A 16258-nucleotide genomic window follows, 5' to 3' on the forward strand; every position below is an offset into this window, starting at 1 on the left:
GCGGGCTTTTTTGTGGGTGTTGCCCCGTCCTGAACAAGGTGAGCGGGTTTACCGCGAATGGGGCCGCGAAGCGACCCCTGTCAGCGCCAGCGCGCGAGGATGTCGGGCAATTGCGACAGGCGCTGGATCTCGGCATCAGGTGCCTGTTCACCTGCCCATGGCTTGCCCTGGGGGTTGAACCACACCGCCCGCAGCCCGGCGCGCTGGGCGCCGGCAATGTCATCGCCCGGATGGTCACCGATGTGCACCGCTGCGCTGGCCTCCACGTTACCACGGCGCAGGGCTTCGAGGAACGGCGCCGGGTCCGGCTTGCCGATGCCGAGGTCCTCGGCACACAGGGCAAAGCGGAAATAGTCCGCCAGCCCGAGCCGGCTCACATCAGCATTGCCGTTGGTGACCACGCCCAAGGTGTAGTGGTGGCGCAGGATTTCCAGCACCGGCTGCACTTCCGGGAAGATCTCGACCTGGTGGCGGGCATGCAGGAACACTTCGAAGCCTTCGTTGGCCAGTTCCTGCGCATGTTTTTCGCTGTAGCCGACTTCTTCCAGGGCATGGAACAGCACCCGTCGGCGCAGGGCGCTGATGCGGTGCTTCAGCCCGGGTTCGGCTTGCACAAGGCGCTCGCGAATGGCGAACAGGTGCTCCACCGGCACGCCGCCAAGGATTGGGGCATTGGCTTCGAGCCAGTCGCGCAGCACGACTTCCGCGCTGGCAATCACCGGCGCGGTGTCCCACAGCGTATCGTCGAGGTCGAAGGTGATCAGCTTGATGCTCATGAGTCTGTGCCTTTGCTGCGTTTGGCCCGAGGGTGGGCGCTGTCGTACACCGCGGCCAGGTGCTGGAAGTCCAGGTGGGTGTAGATCTGCGTGGTGCCGATGTCGGCATGGCCGAGCATCTCCTGCACCGCGCGCAGGTCCTGGGATGATTCCAGCACATGGCTGGCGAAGGAATGGCGAAGCATGTGCGGGTGCAGGTGCTGGCCCAGCTCGCGCTCACCGGCCGCCTTCACCCGTTGCTGAACGGCCCGTGGGCTGATGCGGTTGCCCTGGCGGGTAATGAACACCGCGCGGTCGCGCGGGTTGCCGATGCCGCGCAGGCGGTACCAGGCTTGCAGCGCTTCGCGGGCCTTGCGACCTACTGGCAATACGCGTGTCTTGCTGCCCTTGCCCAGCACCTGCACCAGGCCGGCGGCGAGGTCGAGGTGGTCGAGGTCGAGGTTGGTCAGCTCGGACAGGCGCAGGCCCGACGAATAGAACAGTTCGAGCATGGCCTGGTCACGGCGAGCGATGAAATCGTCGTCGACACCACCATCCAGCAGCTGCAGCGCACGGTCGGTGTCGAGGACCTTGGGCAGCCGGCGTTCGCCCTTGGGCGCGCTCAGGCCGCTGGCTGGGTCGTGCTGGCACAAGCCCTCGCGGTTGAGATAGCGGTACAGGCCGCGTACTGCCGACAACAGCCGCGCCAGGCTGCGCGAGGACTGGCCATGATGGTACTGGCGGGCGATCAGCTGGCGCAGTTGCTGGATCTGCAGCGCCTGCCAGCCGGCAATGCCATGTTCCTTGCAGTAGGCGACGACCTTGTCCAGGTCGCGACGGTAGCCCAGCAGGGTATGCTCGGACACCTGGCGCTCGTTGCGCAGGTGTGCGCAATAAGCCTCCAGCTGGCGTTCCATCAGCGTACCGAGCGCAGGGGCTGGGTAACGCGCGGTACCACGCGGCCAAGCACTTCGGCGATATAGCCGAGGAACAGGGTGCCGACGCTGCTCTTGTAGTGTTGCGGATCGCGGCTGCCGATTGCCAATACCCCGTGCAGGCCTTGATATTCCAGGGCGGCGACGGCGCTGGAGCCCACTTCCCGGCGCTGTTCTTCACCAAACAGGAAGGCCAACTCATGCTCGCGCAGGTTGCCGCTGACGGTCTTGCCACCGCCCAGCAGGGCGCCGATGGCCTGCTGCGCTTCGGCATTGCTGACCCAGCGCCCGACCGGGGCAACGTTATCGCCGAACAGAATCAGGCTGACGAAGGGCACCTGGAACTCCTGGCGCAGGCTGTCTTCGACCGCCATTACCACTTCCTCCAGGCTGCCGGCATCGAGCAGGTCGAGGATCAGCCGGCGGGTCTTGTCGAACAGCCGGTCGTTGTCACGGGCCACGTCCATCAATTGCGACAGGCGGTGGCGCATTTCGATGTTGCGATCGCGCAGCAGCTTGAGCTGGCGTTCCACCAGCGACACGCTGTCGCCGCGCTGGTGCGGGATGCGCTGTTCGAGCAGCAATTCATCGTGCTCGGCGAAGAAGGTGGGGTGCGCGCGCAGGTACGCGACAACCGCATCGGCATCGAGCTCGGTGGACTGCTTGGGTACAACCTGGGGCTGATCGGTCATGGCGGTTACTCGCTTAGAGACGAACCTGTCCTTCGTAGACGCGTACGGCCGGGCCAGTCATCAGCACCGGTTTGCCGGGGCCGGCCCATTCGATGTGCAAGCGGCCACCGGGCAGGTCGAGGGACACCGGTGAATCCATCCAGCCCTGGCTGATCGCGGCCACTGCGGCAGCGCAGGCACCGGTGCCGCAGGCCTGGGTTTCGCCCGCACCGCGCTCCCATACGCGCAGGTTGGCGCGGTGGCGGTCGATGACCTGGAGGAAGCCGGCATTCACCCGCTGCGGGAAGCGTGGGTGGTTTTCGATTTTCGGCCCCAACTGATGCACGGGTGCGCTACGCACATCGTCGACTCGCAGCACGGCATGCGGGTTACCCATGGACAGCGCGGCAATCGGATATACCTGGCCGTCGACCTCCAGTGGATAGCTCAGCGCCTGCTCGTCGGCGACGAAGGGAATGTCAGCAGGGGTGAAGCGTGGCGGGCCCATGTCGACGCTGACTTGGCCGTCATTCTGCACGTCCAGTTCGATGATGCCGCTCTTGGTTTCCACGCGGATGCGCTTTTTCGCGGTCAGGCGCTTGTCCAGTACGAAGCGGGCGAAGCAGCGCGCACCGTTGCCGCACTGCTCGACCTCCGAGCCGTCGGCATTGAAGATGCGGTAGCGGAAGTCCACTTCCGGGTTGTTCGGTGCCTCGACGATCAGCAACTGGTCGAAGCCGATGCCAGTGTGGCGGTCGCCCCACTGTTTGGCATGCTTGGGCTGGATGTGCGCGTGCTGGCTGACCAGGTCGAGGACCATGAAGTCGTTGCCCAGCCCATGCATCTTGGTAAAACGCAGCAGCATGGGCTTACTCCGGCAGCAGGCTTTCGCCAGCGTACAATTCGGCGATGGTCTCGCGGCGGCGAACTTCGAAGGCCTGGTCGCCGTCGACCAGGATTTCAGCGCAACGGCCACGGGTGTTGTAGTTGGAGCTCATGACAAAACCATAGGCGCCCGCGGACTGTACGACCAGCAGGTCACCTTCCGCCAGGTTCAGCACGCGGTCCTTGGCAAGGAAGTCACCGGTCTCGCAGATCGGCCCGACCAGGTCGTAGGCACGGCCTTGGCCCTCACGAGGAGTGACCGCGCTGACGCCCATCCAGGCCTGGTACAGGGCCGGGCGGATCAGGTCGTTCATCGCCGCGTCGACGATGGCGAAGTCCTTGTGTTCGGTGTGCTTGAGGTATTCCACGCGGGTCAGCAGAACGCCGGCATTGGCTACGATGTAGCGACCCGGCTCGAACACCAGGGCCAGGTCGCGGGCGCCGATGCGTTCGCGGATGGCCTTGATGTAGTCGGCCACCAGCGGCGGCTGTTCATCGCGATAACGCACACCGACACCGCCACCCAGGTCCAGGTGGCGCAGGTGGATACCGCATTCGGCGAGGCGGTCGACCAGCACCAGCAGGCGGTCGAGGGCGTCGAGGAAAGGCTCGACGCTGGTCAGCTGCGAACCGATGTGGCAGTCGACCCCGACCACTTCCAGGTTCGGCAACTGCGCGGCACGCACGTAGATGGCCTCGGCGTCGGCGATGGCGATGCCGAACTTGTTCTCCTTGAGGCCCGTGGAGATGTACGGGTGGGTGCCAGCGTCGACGTCCGGGTTGACCCGCAGCGAGACCGGGGCAACCTTGCCCATTTCGGCGGCCACCACTTGCAGGCGTTCCAGCTCGTCGGTGGACTCGACGTTGAAGCAGTGCACGCCGACTTCGAGGGCACGGCGCATGTCCTCGCGGGTTTTGCCAACGCCGGAGAACACCACGCGGTCGGCACGGCCGCCAGCGGCCAATACGCGCTCCAGCTCCCCGCCGGAGACGATATCGAAGCCGGCGCCCAGGCGTGCCAGTACGTTCAGCACGCCCAGGTTGGAGTTGGCCTTGACCGCGAAGCACACCAGGTGCTCGGTGCCTTGCAGGGCGTCGGTGTAGCTGCGGTACTGGGCTTCGATGTGGGCGCGCGAATACACGTAGGTGGGGGTGCCGTAACGTTCGGCGATGGCCGACAGGCCCACGCCCTCCGCGAACAGCTCGCCGCCGCGGTAGTTGAAAGCGTTCATCTGGTTTCCTTACTGCGCTGGCGACTGCTCGGGCTCGGGTTGCAGCTCGGGCTGCTGCTCTTGCGTCGGGGCCGGCTTCGCTTTTGGCTGGTACTGGTGCGACTTGTGGTTGGCCTTGCCGTCCTTGCCGTCTTCAGGCAGGTACAGCGGACCTTTCTGACCGCAGGCCGAAACGAGGCAGGCAACAGCGACCAGCGCCGCGAGGGAGGAAATCAGGCGCTTCATGGGCGAAATCCTTAGAAATATGCAGTATTGCGCCGAGTATACCGAGCGACCGACGGCTTGCCTATGCAAGGGCAGGCCCGCCGGGCGGGCTATCCTTGGCGCCTGCAACAGCCCTTTTCCAAACCCCCAGGCACTGCGCTGGCCTCGAGTTCGTACCGGTGCAGGCAACGGCTAAAACTTTGCAATCGGCGGCAAGCGCCCGTATCTTGCCCGGCATGCCAGTAACGCAGCCAATTTCGAGGTTCCTGCAATGAGTTTGAGTGAAGCGCGTTTCCATGATCTGGTCGACACTACCCAACAGGCCCTGGAAGACCTGTTCGACGAGAGCGGCCTGGACCTGGACATGGAGAACTCCGCTGGCGTCCTGACCATCAAGTTCGACAATGGCAGCACGCTGATCTTCAGCCGCCAGGAGCCGCTGCGCCAGCTGTGGCTGGCCGACCGTTCCGGCGGTTTCCACTTCGACTATGACGAAGACAGCGGCAAATGGGTGTGCGAGAAGAGCGAGGAGCTGCTGGGCGAAATGCTCGAGCGCATCGTCTGGGAGCGGGTCGGCGAAAAGCTGGACTTCGACGAGATCTGACATGAGCGACACCCAGGCCCGGCCGCCCAAGCCGCTCTACAGCAATGTCAGCCCTGCCGTGCCGTCGCCGTGCATCAGCGTGTGTCGGTTGGACGAGCAGCGTATCTGCACGGGCTGCCACCGGCATGTCGAGCACATCCGCGAATGGCGTTCAGCCGATGACCAGCGGCGCCGGCAGATCTGCCGCGAGGCCCAGGCCCTGCGCGACCAGGCTAAGGCACACTGATCGCAGGGGCTTGAGTATTTGCCCGGCTGTGGTAGTGTCGGGTTCTGCGTCGCTGACGCAATGCCTTCGACAAACCCCGCCCTTGGGCGGGGTTTTGCTTTATCTGCACGATGAAAACCGCCTGTTCAAAGGAGTCTGACTGGATCATGAGCACCAAGCCTTCCCTCATCCTCACCCGATTGGACGTACAACGTCTGGAGCGTCTGATCGACAGCCTCGACGAGAGTACGCCGGGTGTACTCGCCTTGATGGGCGAGCTGGACCGCGCCGAACAGGTGGTCGGTCATGAGGAAGTGCCAGCAGGCGTGGTGACCATGAATTCGCGCGTGCACTGCCGTGAGGAAGCCAGTGGCAAGGACTACCACCTGACCCTGGTGTACCCGAAGGATGCAGGGCCTGAAGGCAGGGTTTCGATCCTCGCGCCGATTGGTTGCGCCTTGCTGGGGTTGTCGGTGGGCGAGCAGATCGACTGGCCTGCACCGGGGGGCAAGACCCTCAAGTTGAAGCTGCTGGAAGTCGAATACCAGCCGGAAGCGGCGGGCGATTTCGACCTTTGAGACCCTTGGGGCTGCAAGGCAGCCCCGTCATTCACTGAATACCTGTTCCAACCCCTCGTTCAACGCCTGCTCCAGCTCCCGTTTGTAGCGCAGGTACAGCTGCGTCGACCCCAGTTGGTCATCCAGCAGCTCGGACAAGTCCAAGTCAGTGATGTAGCACCGGTAGTGCCTGTCACCGCGCCGCTGCCCAATGATCTGCCTGGCAACCACCGCATACAGCTGCTCGCCATGCTCCAGCTCGGAAAACTCCTGCTGGTCGCAGTACAGCGTCACATGCGCAGCACCTGCCACGCCTGCCTGGATAATGGCCTGCACCTCGTAGTAGGGCTGGTCGTTGCCTTCGAAGGGGACCGGGCGCGGCTCGCTGCTGCGCGCCTTGCCTGGGCCGGAAGGCAGCAGTTGTGCGTAATGGATATCCAGCGACGCCGGCCGCAGGGTGTCCATCGGCAGTCGGGCATCGCGGCGCATCACTACCGAACGCAGAAAACGCTGCAGCGGCAGCAGCAGGTGCGCTTCGTCATGCAGCGGCAGGCGTTGTTGCCACAAGGCATTGTATTCATCCAGCACATACAGTTCGGCCCAGCTTCCCTGCAGGCGGTAGAACACCTGGATGCAGGCTGGCTGGCCCTGTTCCAGAACCAGGCGCAGGTCGTGGTCCTGCAGGGCGTTGGCGTCCAGGTACAGCGGGCTGTAGCTGCTGCGTTCTTCGCCCAGGTACGCCAGTAATGCCTCATGCTCGGCCAGGGTCGTCAGGCTGACGTGCCCGGCCAGCAGCTCAAGCACATGAGTATGCTGGGCAACCTGCAGCAGGTAGCGGTGGTCAAGGCCCTGGTCCAGCAGCAATTGCACGGTGTCGAAAACTTCTTCCACGCGCTGGGCGATGGCCTGGGCGCGGCTCTGGCAGAAGCAGCGTACCCGCACCCGTGGCCGCTGGCCGTGCATAACCGGGCTGTTGAGGAAGTCGCGCAGGCAGCGCACCAGCGCATGTTCGCCGTCATAGCGCTGGACCAGCACCTCGTTCCAGCTGTTGAGGGTGACCTGGTCCAGGGTCAGCACCAGGTTTTCGCGTACCCCGGCATAGCTCAGCGAGTCGGTGCGCTCGGTGGTCATCAGGATGTTCAGGTCGCGGTGGTGACGCAACGGGTCGATGGCGACGTTGACCAGCAGCAGTACTTCGTCGGCAACGCTGGGCTGCAGCAGGCGCACCTCGCTGACGGTCGGCAAGGGCAGGGGAATGCTCTGCTGCAGGCAACCCACCAGGTTGAACAGCTCGATTTCGCTGAGGTCGCTGACGCCCGGATGCAATGCCAGGCGCGTGCTGCTGTCGATTACCCCGTTGCGGTGCGCCCAGGTCAGCAATTCGATCAGCTCGCGGCAGCGTTTCAGCGGGCTGAAATGCTCCACGTCATGCGTGCTCAGGTTGCCGCTGTACAGCCCCCAGTGATGGCTGCCGGGCTCCTTGCGGTTGGGCGCCTGCACCAGCGTCAAGGTGCCTTCGGCGAGATCCGGGGCGATGCCGGGGTTGATCAGTTCGACCTTGCCGGCGCGGCGCTCGAACGCTGCGTACAGGCGCCGGCCCAGCACGTTGAGGTCACGCTGGTCGGCGCGGCTGCTGGCATTCTGGGTGCGGGCGAACTGGCTGAGAAAGCGGTAGCTGTGATTCAGCTCGGCTACCAGGTCGCGGCGCTCCACGGCGACTTGCTGGACTTTCCACTGGTTGCGGCTGTCCAGCAGTGCCAGCTGCCGGCTGTCCCAGCCCCATTCGTCGCTCAGGCGCTGAAGCAGCCGACGTTGCCAGCCATTGCTCCGGGACGGGTCGCTGAGCTTCTTGTTCACCTTCAGGTACAGGCTGCGGCGTACCAACTCCAGGCGGGCCCGCTCGCCACGCTGCAGCAGGTAGTGTTCGATGCGCCGATAGACCATCACGTAGGGGTCCAGTTCGTCGAGGTCGAGCTGGTTGGCGAACACGGCTTGCTTGTAGTCCAGGCTCAGGCAGCGCACGGTGGGGTGTTCGCTGGCATAGGCCTCGGTCAGCAACAGCTTGAGCAGCGACTTGTAGGGAGAGTCGATGCCTTTGAACAACTGCCACAGGCCGGCCCCGACGAACTCGCCAGGCGGGATGTTCGCCAGGCTGCCAAGGTCGAGAGCGTCCTGGCTGCGGATGAAGCGCTTGGACAGCAGGGTCTGGGTGTAGGTGTGGTAGTGCTGTTCCTGGTAGACCGGCACCAGCCACCACAACGGCGTGCGCCCGGCCAGCCAGATGGTGGTGCGGTAGAACTCGTCCAGCAGCAGGTAGTGCTGGGTCGTACCGCAATCGTCGGAGCCGAGCTGGCCGTCGCGTTGGCCCTGGGCGAAACCTTGCGTGTCGATCAGGAAGAAATGCGCCTCGGCACCCAGGCTTGCTGCCCATGCCTCCAGCAGTTGGCACTTGCGCCGCAGTTCGCCCAGCAGTTCGTCAGCCAGGCCGGGGGCATGGCATACCCACAGGTCCATGTCGCTGTGCTCGGCCTGCGCCAGCGAGCCCAGGCTGCCCATCAGGAACAGGCCATGGATCGGGCGCGGCGGGTTGCCGTGGCGAGCCTTGTAAGTAAACGAGCGGGCCAGGCGCTGAGCCTCGAGCACCAGCTCGGCACCTGGTTCGTAGCCTGATACACCGGCAGGGGTGCTGCCCGAAACATAGCCTGGCAGCAGCGGATGGTTCACGTGGAACAGCAGCGGCAGCAGCGTCAGTACCTGTTGCTGGCGCGTCGACAGGCCCTCCAGTGCCCGCTGCAGCCGGCCCTGGTTAAGCCGCAGGAACCGCGCACGCAATGTCGCCAGGACCTTGCGGTCGATGCCTTCGTCCAGGTCGGGGCGGATTTCGTGAGGGTGGTTCATTGCGCACTCGGCAGGCCAGTGGAGCTGTGGCGAGTGTAGCCTGAGGGGTCGGTGGTGGATAAGCGCCAATTGAAAGATTGACGCCATTTTGCCAGCACGGGTGGCGGCAGGCTCCAGCTTTCACTGCCGTTGAGGCATGATGGGAGCCTTGAGTTAATGACGAGGTTACCCGATGCGTGTGTGGATCGATGCCGACGCCTGCCCCAAGGCGGCCAAGGATCTGGTCGTCAAGTTCGCCCTCAAGCGCAAGTTCGAAGTGGTCATGGTCGCGGGCCAGGCTGTGGCCAAGCCGGCGTTCGCCATCGTGCGCCTGATCGTGGTACCCAGCGGCATGGACGCGGCGGACGACTACTTGGTGGAGCACGCCGTGCCCGGCGAGCTGGTGATCTGCAGTGACGTACCGTTGGCCGACCGCCTGGTGAAAAAGGGCGTGGCAGCGCTGGACCCGCGTGGGCGCGAGTTCGACGAGCGCAACATGGGGGACCGGCTGGCGGCGCGCAACCTGTTCACCGAACTGCGCGAGCAGGGCCAGGTGGGGGGAGGGCAGGCGCCTTATGGCGAGCGCGAGAAGCAGGCGTTTGCCAATGCGCTGGACCGGATCATTGCCCGGTTGTCCAAACCCTGAAGCAACCCGGCTGGCGGGATGGACGCGACGTGCCGCCTTGTGTCGCGAAAGGACCGCGAAGCGGCCCCAGGATTTCAGCTTCGCCACATAAATTGCCGGGGCCGCGCTGCGGCCCTTTCGCGACACAAGGCCGCTCCCACAGGGAGCGCGTCAGATTCTGAATCTTGCACCAGTTACTCGTGGGTCAGCTCCAGCACCCGATCCACCAGCTTGTAGATGCCGCCAGCCGCTTCACTGATCGACTTGGCCTCCATGTACGCCGGGGTAGTCACCAGTTTGCGCTGGATGTCTTCGACAATATCGTGCACATCGCATTGTTCATGGGTACCGCCCATTTTTTCCACGGCCGCTGCAGTGCCGGCGTCGGTACCGATGGTGCAGACCACACCCGGCCCGTAGATCTTCGCCGCCAGCGCCGGCGAGATGCAGATCAGGCCAACCGGCTTGCATGCCGTGGCGAAGGCTTCGGCCAGAGCCAGCACGTCCGGGTTGACGCTGCAGTTGGCGCCTTCCACGGCAAAGTTGGAGAGGTTCTTCGCCGCTCCGAAACCGCCCGGCACGATCAGCGCGTCGAAATCTTCGGCCTTGGCTTCGCGAATATCCTTGACCTGACCGCGGGCAATACGGGCCGACTCCACCAGTACATTGCGCGACTCGGGCATTTCCTCGCCAGTCAGGTGGTTGATCACATGCAATTGCGCAATGTTAGGCGCGAAGCACTGCACCTGCGCACCGCGCTGGTCGAGGCGCAGCAGGGTGATCACGCTTTCGTGGATTTCGGCGCCGTCATAGACGCCACAGCCGGAAAGAATCACCGCTACTTTTTTTGTCATGCTCATTACTCCAGTGTCGAGGCGCTAAATGTCCTCTAGTTTGGCAGATGTCGCCATAGGGATTCTGGTGCATGCGGCCTAATCTTGATGGATAACGCCTGAGCTCACGCCCATGGACCTGATACTGCTGGCTGTGCCGTTCTTCTTCGTGCTGATCGCCGTGGAACTGGTAGCCGACCGTGTGCGTGGCCAGCGCAACTTCACCCTGGCCGACTCGATCAACAGCCTCAGCACCGGCGCACTGTCGACCAGCACCGGGCTGCTGACCAAAGGGCTGGGGCTGCTGACCTATGCCTTCGCCTTCGAGCACCTGGCGCTGCTGCGCCTGCCGTCGCAGGCTTGGTGGGTGTGGTTGCTGGCCTTTGTCCTGTACGACTTCTGCTACTACTGGCTGCACCGTCTGGGGCACGAGCGCAACGTGCTGTGGGCTGCGCATTCGGTGCATCACCAGAGCGAGGAGTACAACCTCACCACTGCACTGCGCCAGACCAGCAGCGGTTTCATCTTTTCCTGGATCTTCTACCTGCCGCTGGCGCTGGTCGGGGTGCCGCCAGTGGTGTTCATCACCGTGGCGTCGCTCAACCTGTTGTACCAGTTCTGGGTACATACCCGGCATATCGCCAAGCTTGGCTGGCTCGAGTGGGTGTTGATCACGCCATCCAACCATCGCGTCCACCATGCGCAAAATCCTGCTTACTTGGATCGCAACTACGGCGGCGTGTTCATTCTCTGGGACCGTCTGTTCGGCACCTTCAAGGAGGAGGATCCGGCCGAGCCGGTAGTGTTCGGGGTGACTACGCCGCTGGCCAGCTGGAACCCGCTGTGGGCCAACCTGCAGTTCTATGCCCAGCTCTGGCACGACGCCCGGCGTGCCGACAGCGTGTGGGACAAGCTGCGCATCTGGTTCATGCCCACGGGCTGGCGCCCGGCCGATGTGGCCGCACGCTATCCGCAGGCCAGGCAGGACCTGGCGCGGTTTCGCAAGTTCGCGGTGGCCCTGGGCCGCCCGCAGCAGGCCTACGTGGCGGCGCAGTTCGTGGTTTACGTGGCGTTGGGCAGCTATCTGATGGACGTGGCCGAGCGTGTGCCAGGTGCCGCGCTGGTGCTCGGCTGGGCGCTGATGGCGTTTGGCTTGTTCGTGCTGGGCGCGCTGCTGGAGAACCGGCCGTGGGCCACGCGCCTGGAGCTGGTACGGCTGCTGGCCACTGTGCCGGCGCTGTACCTGGCCGGCGCCCTGGGCCTAGCGGTGGTCGTGCCGTTGGCCTGGCTCGTGCTCGTGGCTTATTGCCTGCTCAGCTTCTGGGGCCTGGGCCTGGCCCGCCGCCTTGCGCTCCGCACGCAAGGTCCGGAAGCGTCGGCGCAGCCATAGCAGGCCGCCCAGCGCCAGCAAGCCACCCAGCACCCATAGCTCGTAGCGCTTCACATTGCCCAGCAGGCCTTCGAGAATGGCGCCGAAGTGGTACGCGGCGGCGCCCAGGGCCACTGCCCAGATCGCCGCGCCCAGGCCGTTCAGCAGCAGGTAGCGGCGCGGCGGGTAGCCCGACAGGCCGATGGCCACCGGCATGACCGTGCGCAGGCCATAGACGAAGCGGAAACTCAGCACCCAGATGTCGGGGTGGCGGCGGATGTGGTCCAGCGCCCGGTCGCCCATTGCCTGCCAGCGCGGTTTGCGGGCCAGTATCCTGCGCCCATGGCGACGGCCCATGAAGTACCACAGCTGATCGCCGGCATAGCTGCCGAAAAACGCCACCAGGCACACCAGGTTGATGTCCATGTAGCCGCGGAACGCAAGGAATCCCGCAAGCACCAGAATGGTCTCGCCTTCAAAGAAGGTGCCTAGAAAAAGGGCGAAGTAGCCGAAATCCTGCAGGAATTGTTGAAGCATTTTCTGAGGTGCTGGCGAAATGAACGCGCAGCCTACCCCTTCGCGCGCATTCGTGAAAGTGTCCAAATGTGTCTCGACGTGAACATTTCCTACACGGAGAATGCCGCAAGGCACGCGCCACAGCTTGCCCTGGCGTGTAACACAGGCGTCATAATGGGCGCTTATCTTGCCGCTCAATTGATGATAGGGCGTTAACGTCCTCAGGAACGCCAGATGAATAATGAAGTGCTAACCCCTGTCGCGATCAAGGATGCTCAGGAGCTCCCCGAGGAGATGGTGCAGACCCCGCCAGACCTGCCGCCGGCGCCTCAGCCCGTGGTGGAACCGGTGGCCCCGGCACCCGCGCCGGCCCCGGCGATCGCCGTCCCCGGCCTGGACGACAGCAGCCTGTACATTCATCGCGAACTCTCGCAGCTGCAGTTCAACATCCGCGTGCTGGAACAGGCGCTGGACGAAAGCTATCCACTGCTCGAACGCCTCAAGTTCCTGCTGATCTTTTCCAGCAACCTCGACGAGTTCTTCGAGATCCGTGTCGCCGGCCTGAAGAAGCAGATCAATTTTGCCCGGGAACTGGCCGGCGCCGACGGCCTGCAGCCACACCAGGCACTGGCGCGCATCAGCGATCTGGTACACAGCGAAGTGGAGCGCCAGTACGCAATCCTCAACGACGTGCTACTGCCAGAGCTGGAAAAGCACCAGATTCGCTTCATTCGCCGCCGTTACTGGACACCCAAGCTCAAGACCTGGGTGCGCCGCTATTTCCGCGATGAAATCGCCCCGATCATCACCCCGATCGGCCTCGACCCGACCCACCCGTTCCCGCTGCTGGTGAACAAGAGCCTCAACTTCATCGTCGAGCTCGAGGGGGTCGACGCCTTCGGCCGCGATTCCGGCCTGGCGATCATCCCGGCCCCGCGCCTGCTGCCGCGGGTCATCCGCGTGCCGGAAGAGGTGGGTGGCGCAGGGGACAACTATGTGTTCCTGTCGTCGATGATCCACGCGCACGCCGACGACCTGTTCCAGGGCATGAAGGTAAAGGGCTGCTACCAGTTCCGCCTGACCCGCAACGCCGACCTGGCGTTGGATTCCGAAGAGGTCGATGACCTGGCCCGCGCGCTGCGCGGCGAGTTGTTCTCGCGTCGCTATGGCGATGCCGTACGCCTGGAAGTGGCCGATACCTGCCCCAAACACCTGTCGGACTACCTGCTCAAGCAGTTCAGCCTCAGTGAAAGCGAGTTGTACCAGGTCAACGGCCCGGTCAACCTCACCCGCCTGTTCAGCATTACAGGCCTGGACAGCCACCCCGAGCTGCAATACACGCCGTTCACCCCGGCGATCCCCAAGCTGCTGCAAAACGCTGACAACATCTTCAGCGTGATCGGTAAGCAGGACATCCTGCTGATGCACCCGTTCGAGTCGTTCACCCCGGTGATCGACCTGCTGCGCCAGGCTGCCAAGGACCCGCACGTGCTCGCCGTGCGCCAGACCCTGTACCGCTCCGGTGCCAACTCGGAAATCGTCGACGCGCTGGTGGACGCGGCGCGTAACGGCAAGGAAGTCACTGCGGTGATCGAACTGCGTGCGCGTTTCGACGAAGAATCCAACCTGCAGATGGCCAGCCGCCTGCAGGCCGCCGGTGCGGTGGTGATCTATGGTGTGGTCGGCTTCAAGACCCACGCCAAGATGATGCTGATCCTGCGCCGTGAACAGGGCGAGATCGTGCGTTATGCGCACCTGGGTACCGGCAACTACCACGCCGGCAACGCCCGCCTGTACACCGACTACAGCCTGTTGACCTCCGATGACGCCCTCACCGAGGACGTCGGCAAGCTGTTCAGCCAGCTGATCGGCATGGGCAAGACCCTGCGCATGAAGAAGCTGCTGCATGCGCCGTTCACCCTGAAGAAGGGCATGCTCGACATGATCGCGCGGGAAACCCAGTTCGCCCTTGAAGGCAAGCCGGCGCACATCATTGCCAAGTTCAACTCGCTGACCGACGCCAAGGTCATCAAGGCGTTGTACAAGGCCAGCCAGTCGGGCGTGAAGATCGACCTGGTGGTGCGTGGCATGTGCTGCCTGCGCCCAGGTATTCCGGGGGTTTCGCACAACATCCAGGTGCGCTCGATCATCGGCCGCTTCCTCGAGCACACGCGGGTGTTCTACTTCCTCAATGGCGGCGAAGAGCAGATCTACCTGTCCAGCGCCGACTGGATGGAGCGCAACCTCGACAAGCGTGTCGAGACCTGTTTCCCGGTGGAAGGCAAGAAGCTGTTGCTGCGGGTGAAGAAGGAGCTGGAAGGCTACCTGACCGACAACACCCACGCCTGGACCCTGCAGCCAGACGGGCGCTACGTGCGCAGCACGCCGACCGGCAACCAGAACCCGCGGAGTGCCCAGGCGACCCTGCTGGAGCGCCTGAGCAACCCGGTCCTCAACGTACGCTGAGGACGAAGCCGACCCGGGCCAGCCACTCCGCCTCGTTGGCGAAGTCGGCCTGGGTCAGCTGGTTCTGTTCCAGCCAGCCATGCGGGAATACCACGTCCAGGCAATCGCCGGCAGCCTTCAGTTCCACCTTTGGCATCTGCTGGTTGCCGCGGATGTGGTGGAACAGGATGGCGAAGCGCAGCAGCACGCACAGGCGCAGCAGCTTGACCCCTTCCTCGCCCAGCTCGGCGTATTTGTCCTTGGGGATGTTGCGACGGTGGCCGCGTACCAGCAAGGCCATCATCTGCTGATCCTCGCGGGAGAAGCCCGACAGGTCGGAGTGCTCGATCAGGTAGGCGCCGTGCTTGTGGTAATGGTAGTGGGCGATGTCCAGGCCGATTTCGTGCACCTTTGCCGCCCAGCCCAGCAGGTCGCGCCAGTTTCCGTCTTTCAGGTCCCAGGCGTCGGCTACCTGGTCGAACGCGTGCAGCGCCTTGCGCTCGACGCGTGCAGCCTGGCCCTGGTCCACGTGGTAGCGCTCCATCAGCGAGTTCAGGGTGCGCTCGCGCACGTCTTCGTGGTGGTGGCGGCCCAGGAGGTCGAACAGCACACCCTCGCGCAGGGCGCCGTCGCAGTGGTCCATGCGCTGCAGTTCCAGCGCATCGAAGATCGCCTCGAGAATCGCCAGGCCGGCCGGGAAGATGGCCCGACGGTCGGGTTTGACGCCGTCGAAGTCGATCTTGTCGACCTCACCCAGCTTGAACAGTTTGCGCTTGACCCAGGCCAGGCCCTCGGCGTTGACCTCGCCATTGCCCAGGCCACCAGCCTTGATGGCTGCGCCGATGGCGCGGATGGTACCAGACGAACCGATGGCCTCGTCCCAGGTCAGGCGATGCAGGGCATTCTCGATGCTCATCAGTTCCAGGCGCGCGGCGGTGTAGGCCTGGGCGTAGCGGGCCGGGGTGATCTTGCCGTCGCGGAAGTAGCGCTGGGTGAAGCTGACGCAGCCCATCTGCAGGCTTTCGCGCAGCAGCGGCTCGAAGCGTTGGCCGATGATGAATTCGGTACTGCCGCCGCCGATGTCGGCGACCAGGCGCTTGCCCGGTGTATCGGCCAGGGTATGCGACACGCCGAGGTAGATCAGGCGCGCTTCTTCGCGACCGGAGATGACCTCCACCGGGTGTCCGAGGATGGCTTCGGCGCGCTGGATGAATTCGTTGCGGTTGCGCGCTTCGCGCAAGGCGTTGGTACCGACGATGCGCACCGAGCCGGCGGGCATGCCGTTGATCAGCTGGGAAAAGCGCTTGAGGCAGTCCAGGCCCCGTTCCATGGCTTCTTCGCTGAGCTTGCGCTCGTCGTCGATGCCGGCGGCCAGCTGAACCTTCTCGCCGAGCCGCTCGAGGATGCGGATTTCGGTATGGTGGGCCTTGGCCACGACCATGTGAAAGCTGTTGGAGCCAAGGTCGATGGCGGCGATCAGGGACAGGTTCTTCGCGATGGTATGCGGCATGATCTGGTTGTTCTCGGTCGTTAACCCGGCAATCG

General features: G+C 64.1%; 15 protein-coding genes and 1 pseudogene. 6 read left to right on the top strand and 10 right to left on the bottom strand.

Translation table 11 applies throughout. The features are described 5' to 3' along the window. Positions 1-80: 80 nt before the first annotated feature. Genes HU760_RS01660 through lptM form a run of 6 tightly spaced genes read right to left on the bottom strand, consistent with a single transcriptional unit; the run spans position 81 to position 4703 of the window. On the bottom strand, positions 81-776 hold the full coding sequence (locus HU760_RS01660) for an HAD family hydrolase (RefSeq protein ID WP_186671944.1): 696 nt from the start codon (positions 774-776) through the stop codon (positions 81-83). After that, complete coding sequence (gene xerC / locus HU760_RS01665; RefSeq protein ID WP_186671946.1) at positions 773-1672, bottom strand: tyrosine recombinase XerC; 900 nt, start codon at positions 1670-1672, stop codon at positions 773-775. Before xerC ends, HU760_RS01660 begins: the two co-directional genes overlap by 4 nt. Then, a complete protein-coding gene (locus HU760_RS01670; RefSeq protein WP_186671947.1) occupies positions 1672-2382 on the bottom strand; it encodes a DUF484 family protein in 711 nt (236 codons plus the stop codon). Before HU760_RS01670 ends, xerC begins: the two co-directional genes overlap by 1 nt. A 13-nt stretch (positions 2383-2395) precedes the next feature. Beyond that, positions 2396-3226 (bottom strand): diaminopimelate epimerase, encoded by an 831-nt coding sequence (gene dapF, locus HU760_RS01675; protein ID WP_186671948.1) that lies wholly within the window; start codon positions 3224-3226, stop codon positions 2396-2398. 4 nt (positions 3227-3230) lie between these two features. Next, positions 3231-4478 carry a diaminopimelate decarboxylase gene (lysA, locus tag HU760_RS01680; RefSeq protein ID WP_186671949.1) on the bottom strand — a complete coding sequence of 416 codons (1248 nt, stop codon included), beginning with the start codon at positions 4476-4478 and terminating at the stop codon, positions 3231-3233. Positions 4479-4487: 9 nt separating this feature from the next. Continuing rightward, on the bottom strand, positions 4488-4703 hold the full coding sequence (lptM, locus tag HU760_RS01685; RefSeq protein WP_186671950.1) for an LPS translocon maturation chaperone LptM: 216 nt from the start codon (positions 4701-4703) through the stop codon (positions 4488-4490). Positions 4704-4953: 250 nt separating this feature from the next. Here lptM and cyaY point away from each other — a divergent pair, with 250 nt between their 5' ends. The 3 genes from cyaY to rnk all read left to right on the top strand — a co-directional run bounded on the left by cyaY (position 4954) and on the right by rnk (position 6069). Then, entirely contained in the window at positions 4954-5286 is a 333-nt protein-coding gene (gene cyaY / locus HU760_RS01690) for an iron donor protein CyaY (RefSeq protein ID WP_186671951.1), read from the top strand. A gap of 1 nt (position 5287) precedes the next feature. Further along, positions 5288-5512, top strand: a complete 225-nt coding sequence (locus HU760_RS01695) for a DUF1289 domain-containing protein (RefSeq protein ID WP_170033687.1) — start codon at positions 5288-5290, stop codon at positions 5510-5512. A 146-nt stretch (positions 5513-5658) separates the two neighbouring features. Then, positions 5659-6069 carry a nucleoside diphosphate kinase regulator gene (gene rnk, locus HU760_RS01700; protein ID WP_186671952.1) on the top strand — a complete coding sequence of 137 codons (411 nt, stop codon included), beginning with the start codon at positions 5659-5661 and terminating at the stop codon, positions 6067-6069. Positions 6070-6096: 27 nt separating this feature from the next. Here the strand turns inward: rnk and HU760_RS01705 are convergent, their stop codons facing one another. After that, positions 6097-8946 carry a class I adenylate cyclase gene (locus tag HU760_RS01705; RefSeq protein WP_186671954.1) on the bottom strand — a complete coding sequence of 950 codons (2850 nt, stop codon included), beginning with the start codon at positions 8944-8946 and terminating at the stop codon, positions 6097-6099. 172 nt (positions 8947-9118) lie between these two features. Here HU760_RS01705 and HU760_RS01710 point away from each other — a divergent pair, with 172 nt between their 5' ends. After that, on the top strand, positions 9119-9571 hold the full coding sequence (locus HU760_RS01710; RefSeq protein ID WP_186671955.1) for a YaiI/YqxD family protein: 453 nt from the start codon (positions 9119-9121) through the stop codon (positions 9569-9571). Between the two features lie 173 nt (positions 9572-9744). Here the strand turns inward: HU760_RS01710 and elbB are convergent, their stop codons facing one another. Further along, positions 9745-10404 carry an isoprenoid biosynthesis glyoxalase ElbB gene (gene elbB / locus HU760_RS01715; RefSeq protein WP_186671957.1) on the bottom strand — a complete coding sequence of 220 codons (660 nt, stop codon included), beginning with the start codon at positions 10402-10404 and terminating at the stop codon, positions 9745-9747. A 112-nt stretch (positions 10405-10516) separates the two neighbouring features. On the opposite strand from elbB, the pseudogene HU760_RS24420 reads away from it, so the two are divergent. Then, a pseudogene (locus tag HU760_RS24420) lies at positions 10517-11143 on the top strand (sterol desaturase family protein); the annotation flags it as partial. A gap of 501 nt (positions 11144-11644) precedes the next feature. On the opposite strand, the gene HU760_RS01725 reads toward HU760_RS24420, so the two are convergent. After that, positions 11645-12289 (bottom strand): DedA family protein, encoded by a 645-nt coding sequence (locus tag HU760_RS01725; protein WP_170033677.1) that lies wholly within the window; start codon positions 12287-12289, stop codon positions 11645-11647. Between the two features lie 213 nt (positions 12290-12502). Between HU760_RS01725 and ppk1 the strand changes: the two genes are divergently transcribed. Continuing rightward, positions 12503-14734 carry a polyphosphate kinase 1 gene (gene ppk1, locus HU760_RS01730; protein ID WP_186671959.1) on the top strand — a complete coding sequence of 744 codons (2232 nt, stop codon included), beginning with the start codon at positions 12503-12505 and terminating at the stop codon, positions 14732-14734. On the opposite strand, the gene ppx is transcribed toward ppk1, so the two are convergent. Further along, complete coding sequence (ppx, locus tag HU760_RS01735; protein ID WP_186671961.1) at positions 14721-16223, bottom strand: exopolyphosphatase; 1503 nt, start codon at positions 16221-16223, stop codon at positions 14721-14723. The genes ppk1 and ppx overlap by 14 nt on opposite strands. Positions 16224-16258: the final 35 nt, after the last annotated feature.

Source organism: Pseudomonas oryzicola, from assembly GCF_014269185.2.
Lineage (GTDB): Bacteria > Pseudomonadota > Gammaproteobacteria > Pseudomonadales > Pseudomonadaceae > Aquipseudomonas > Aquipseudomonas oryzicola.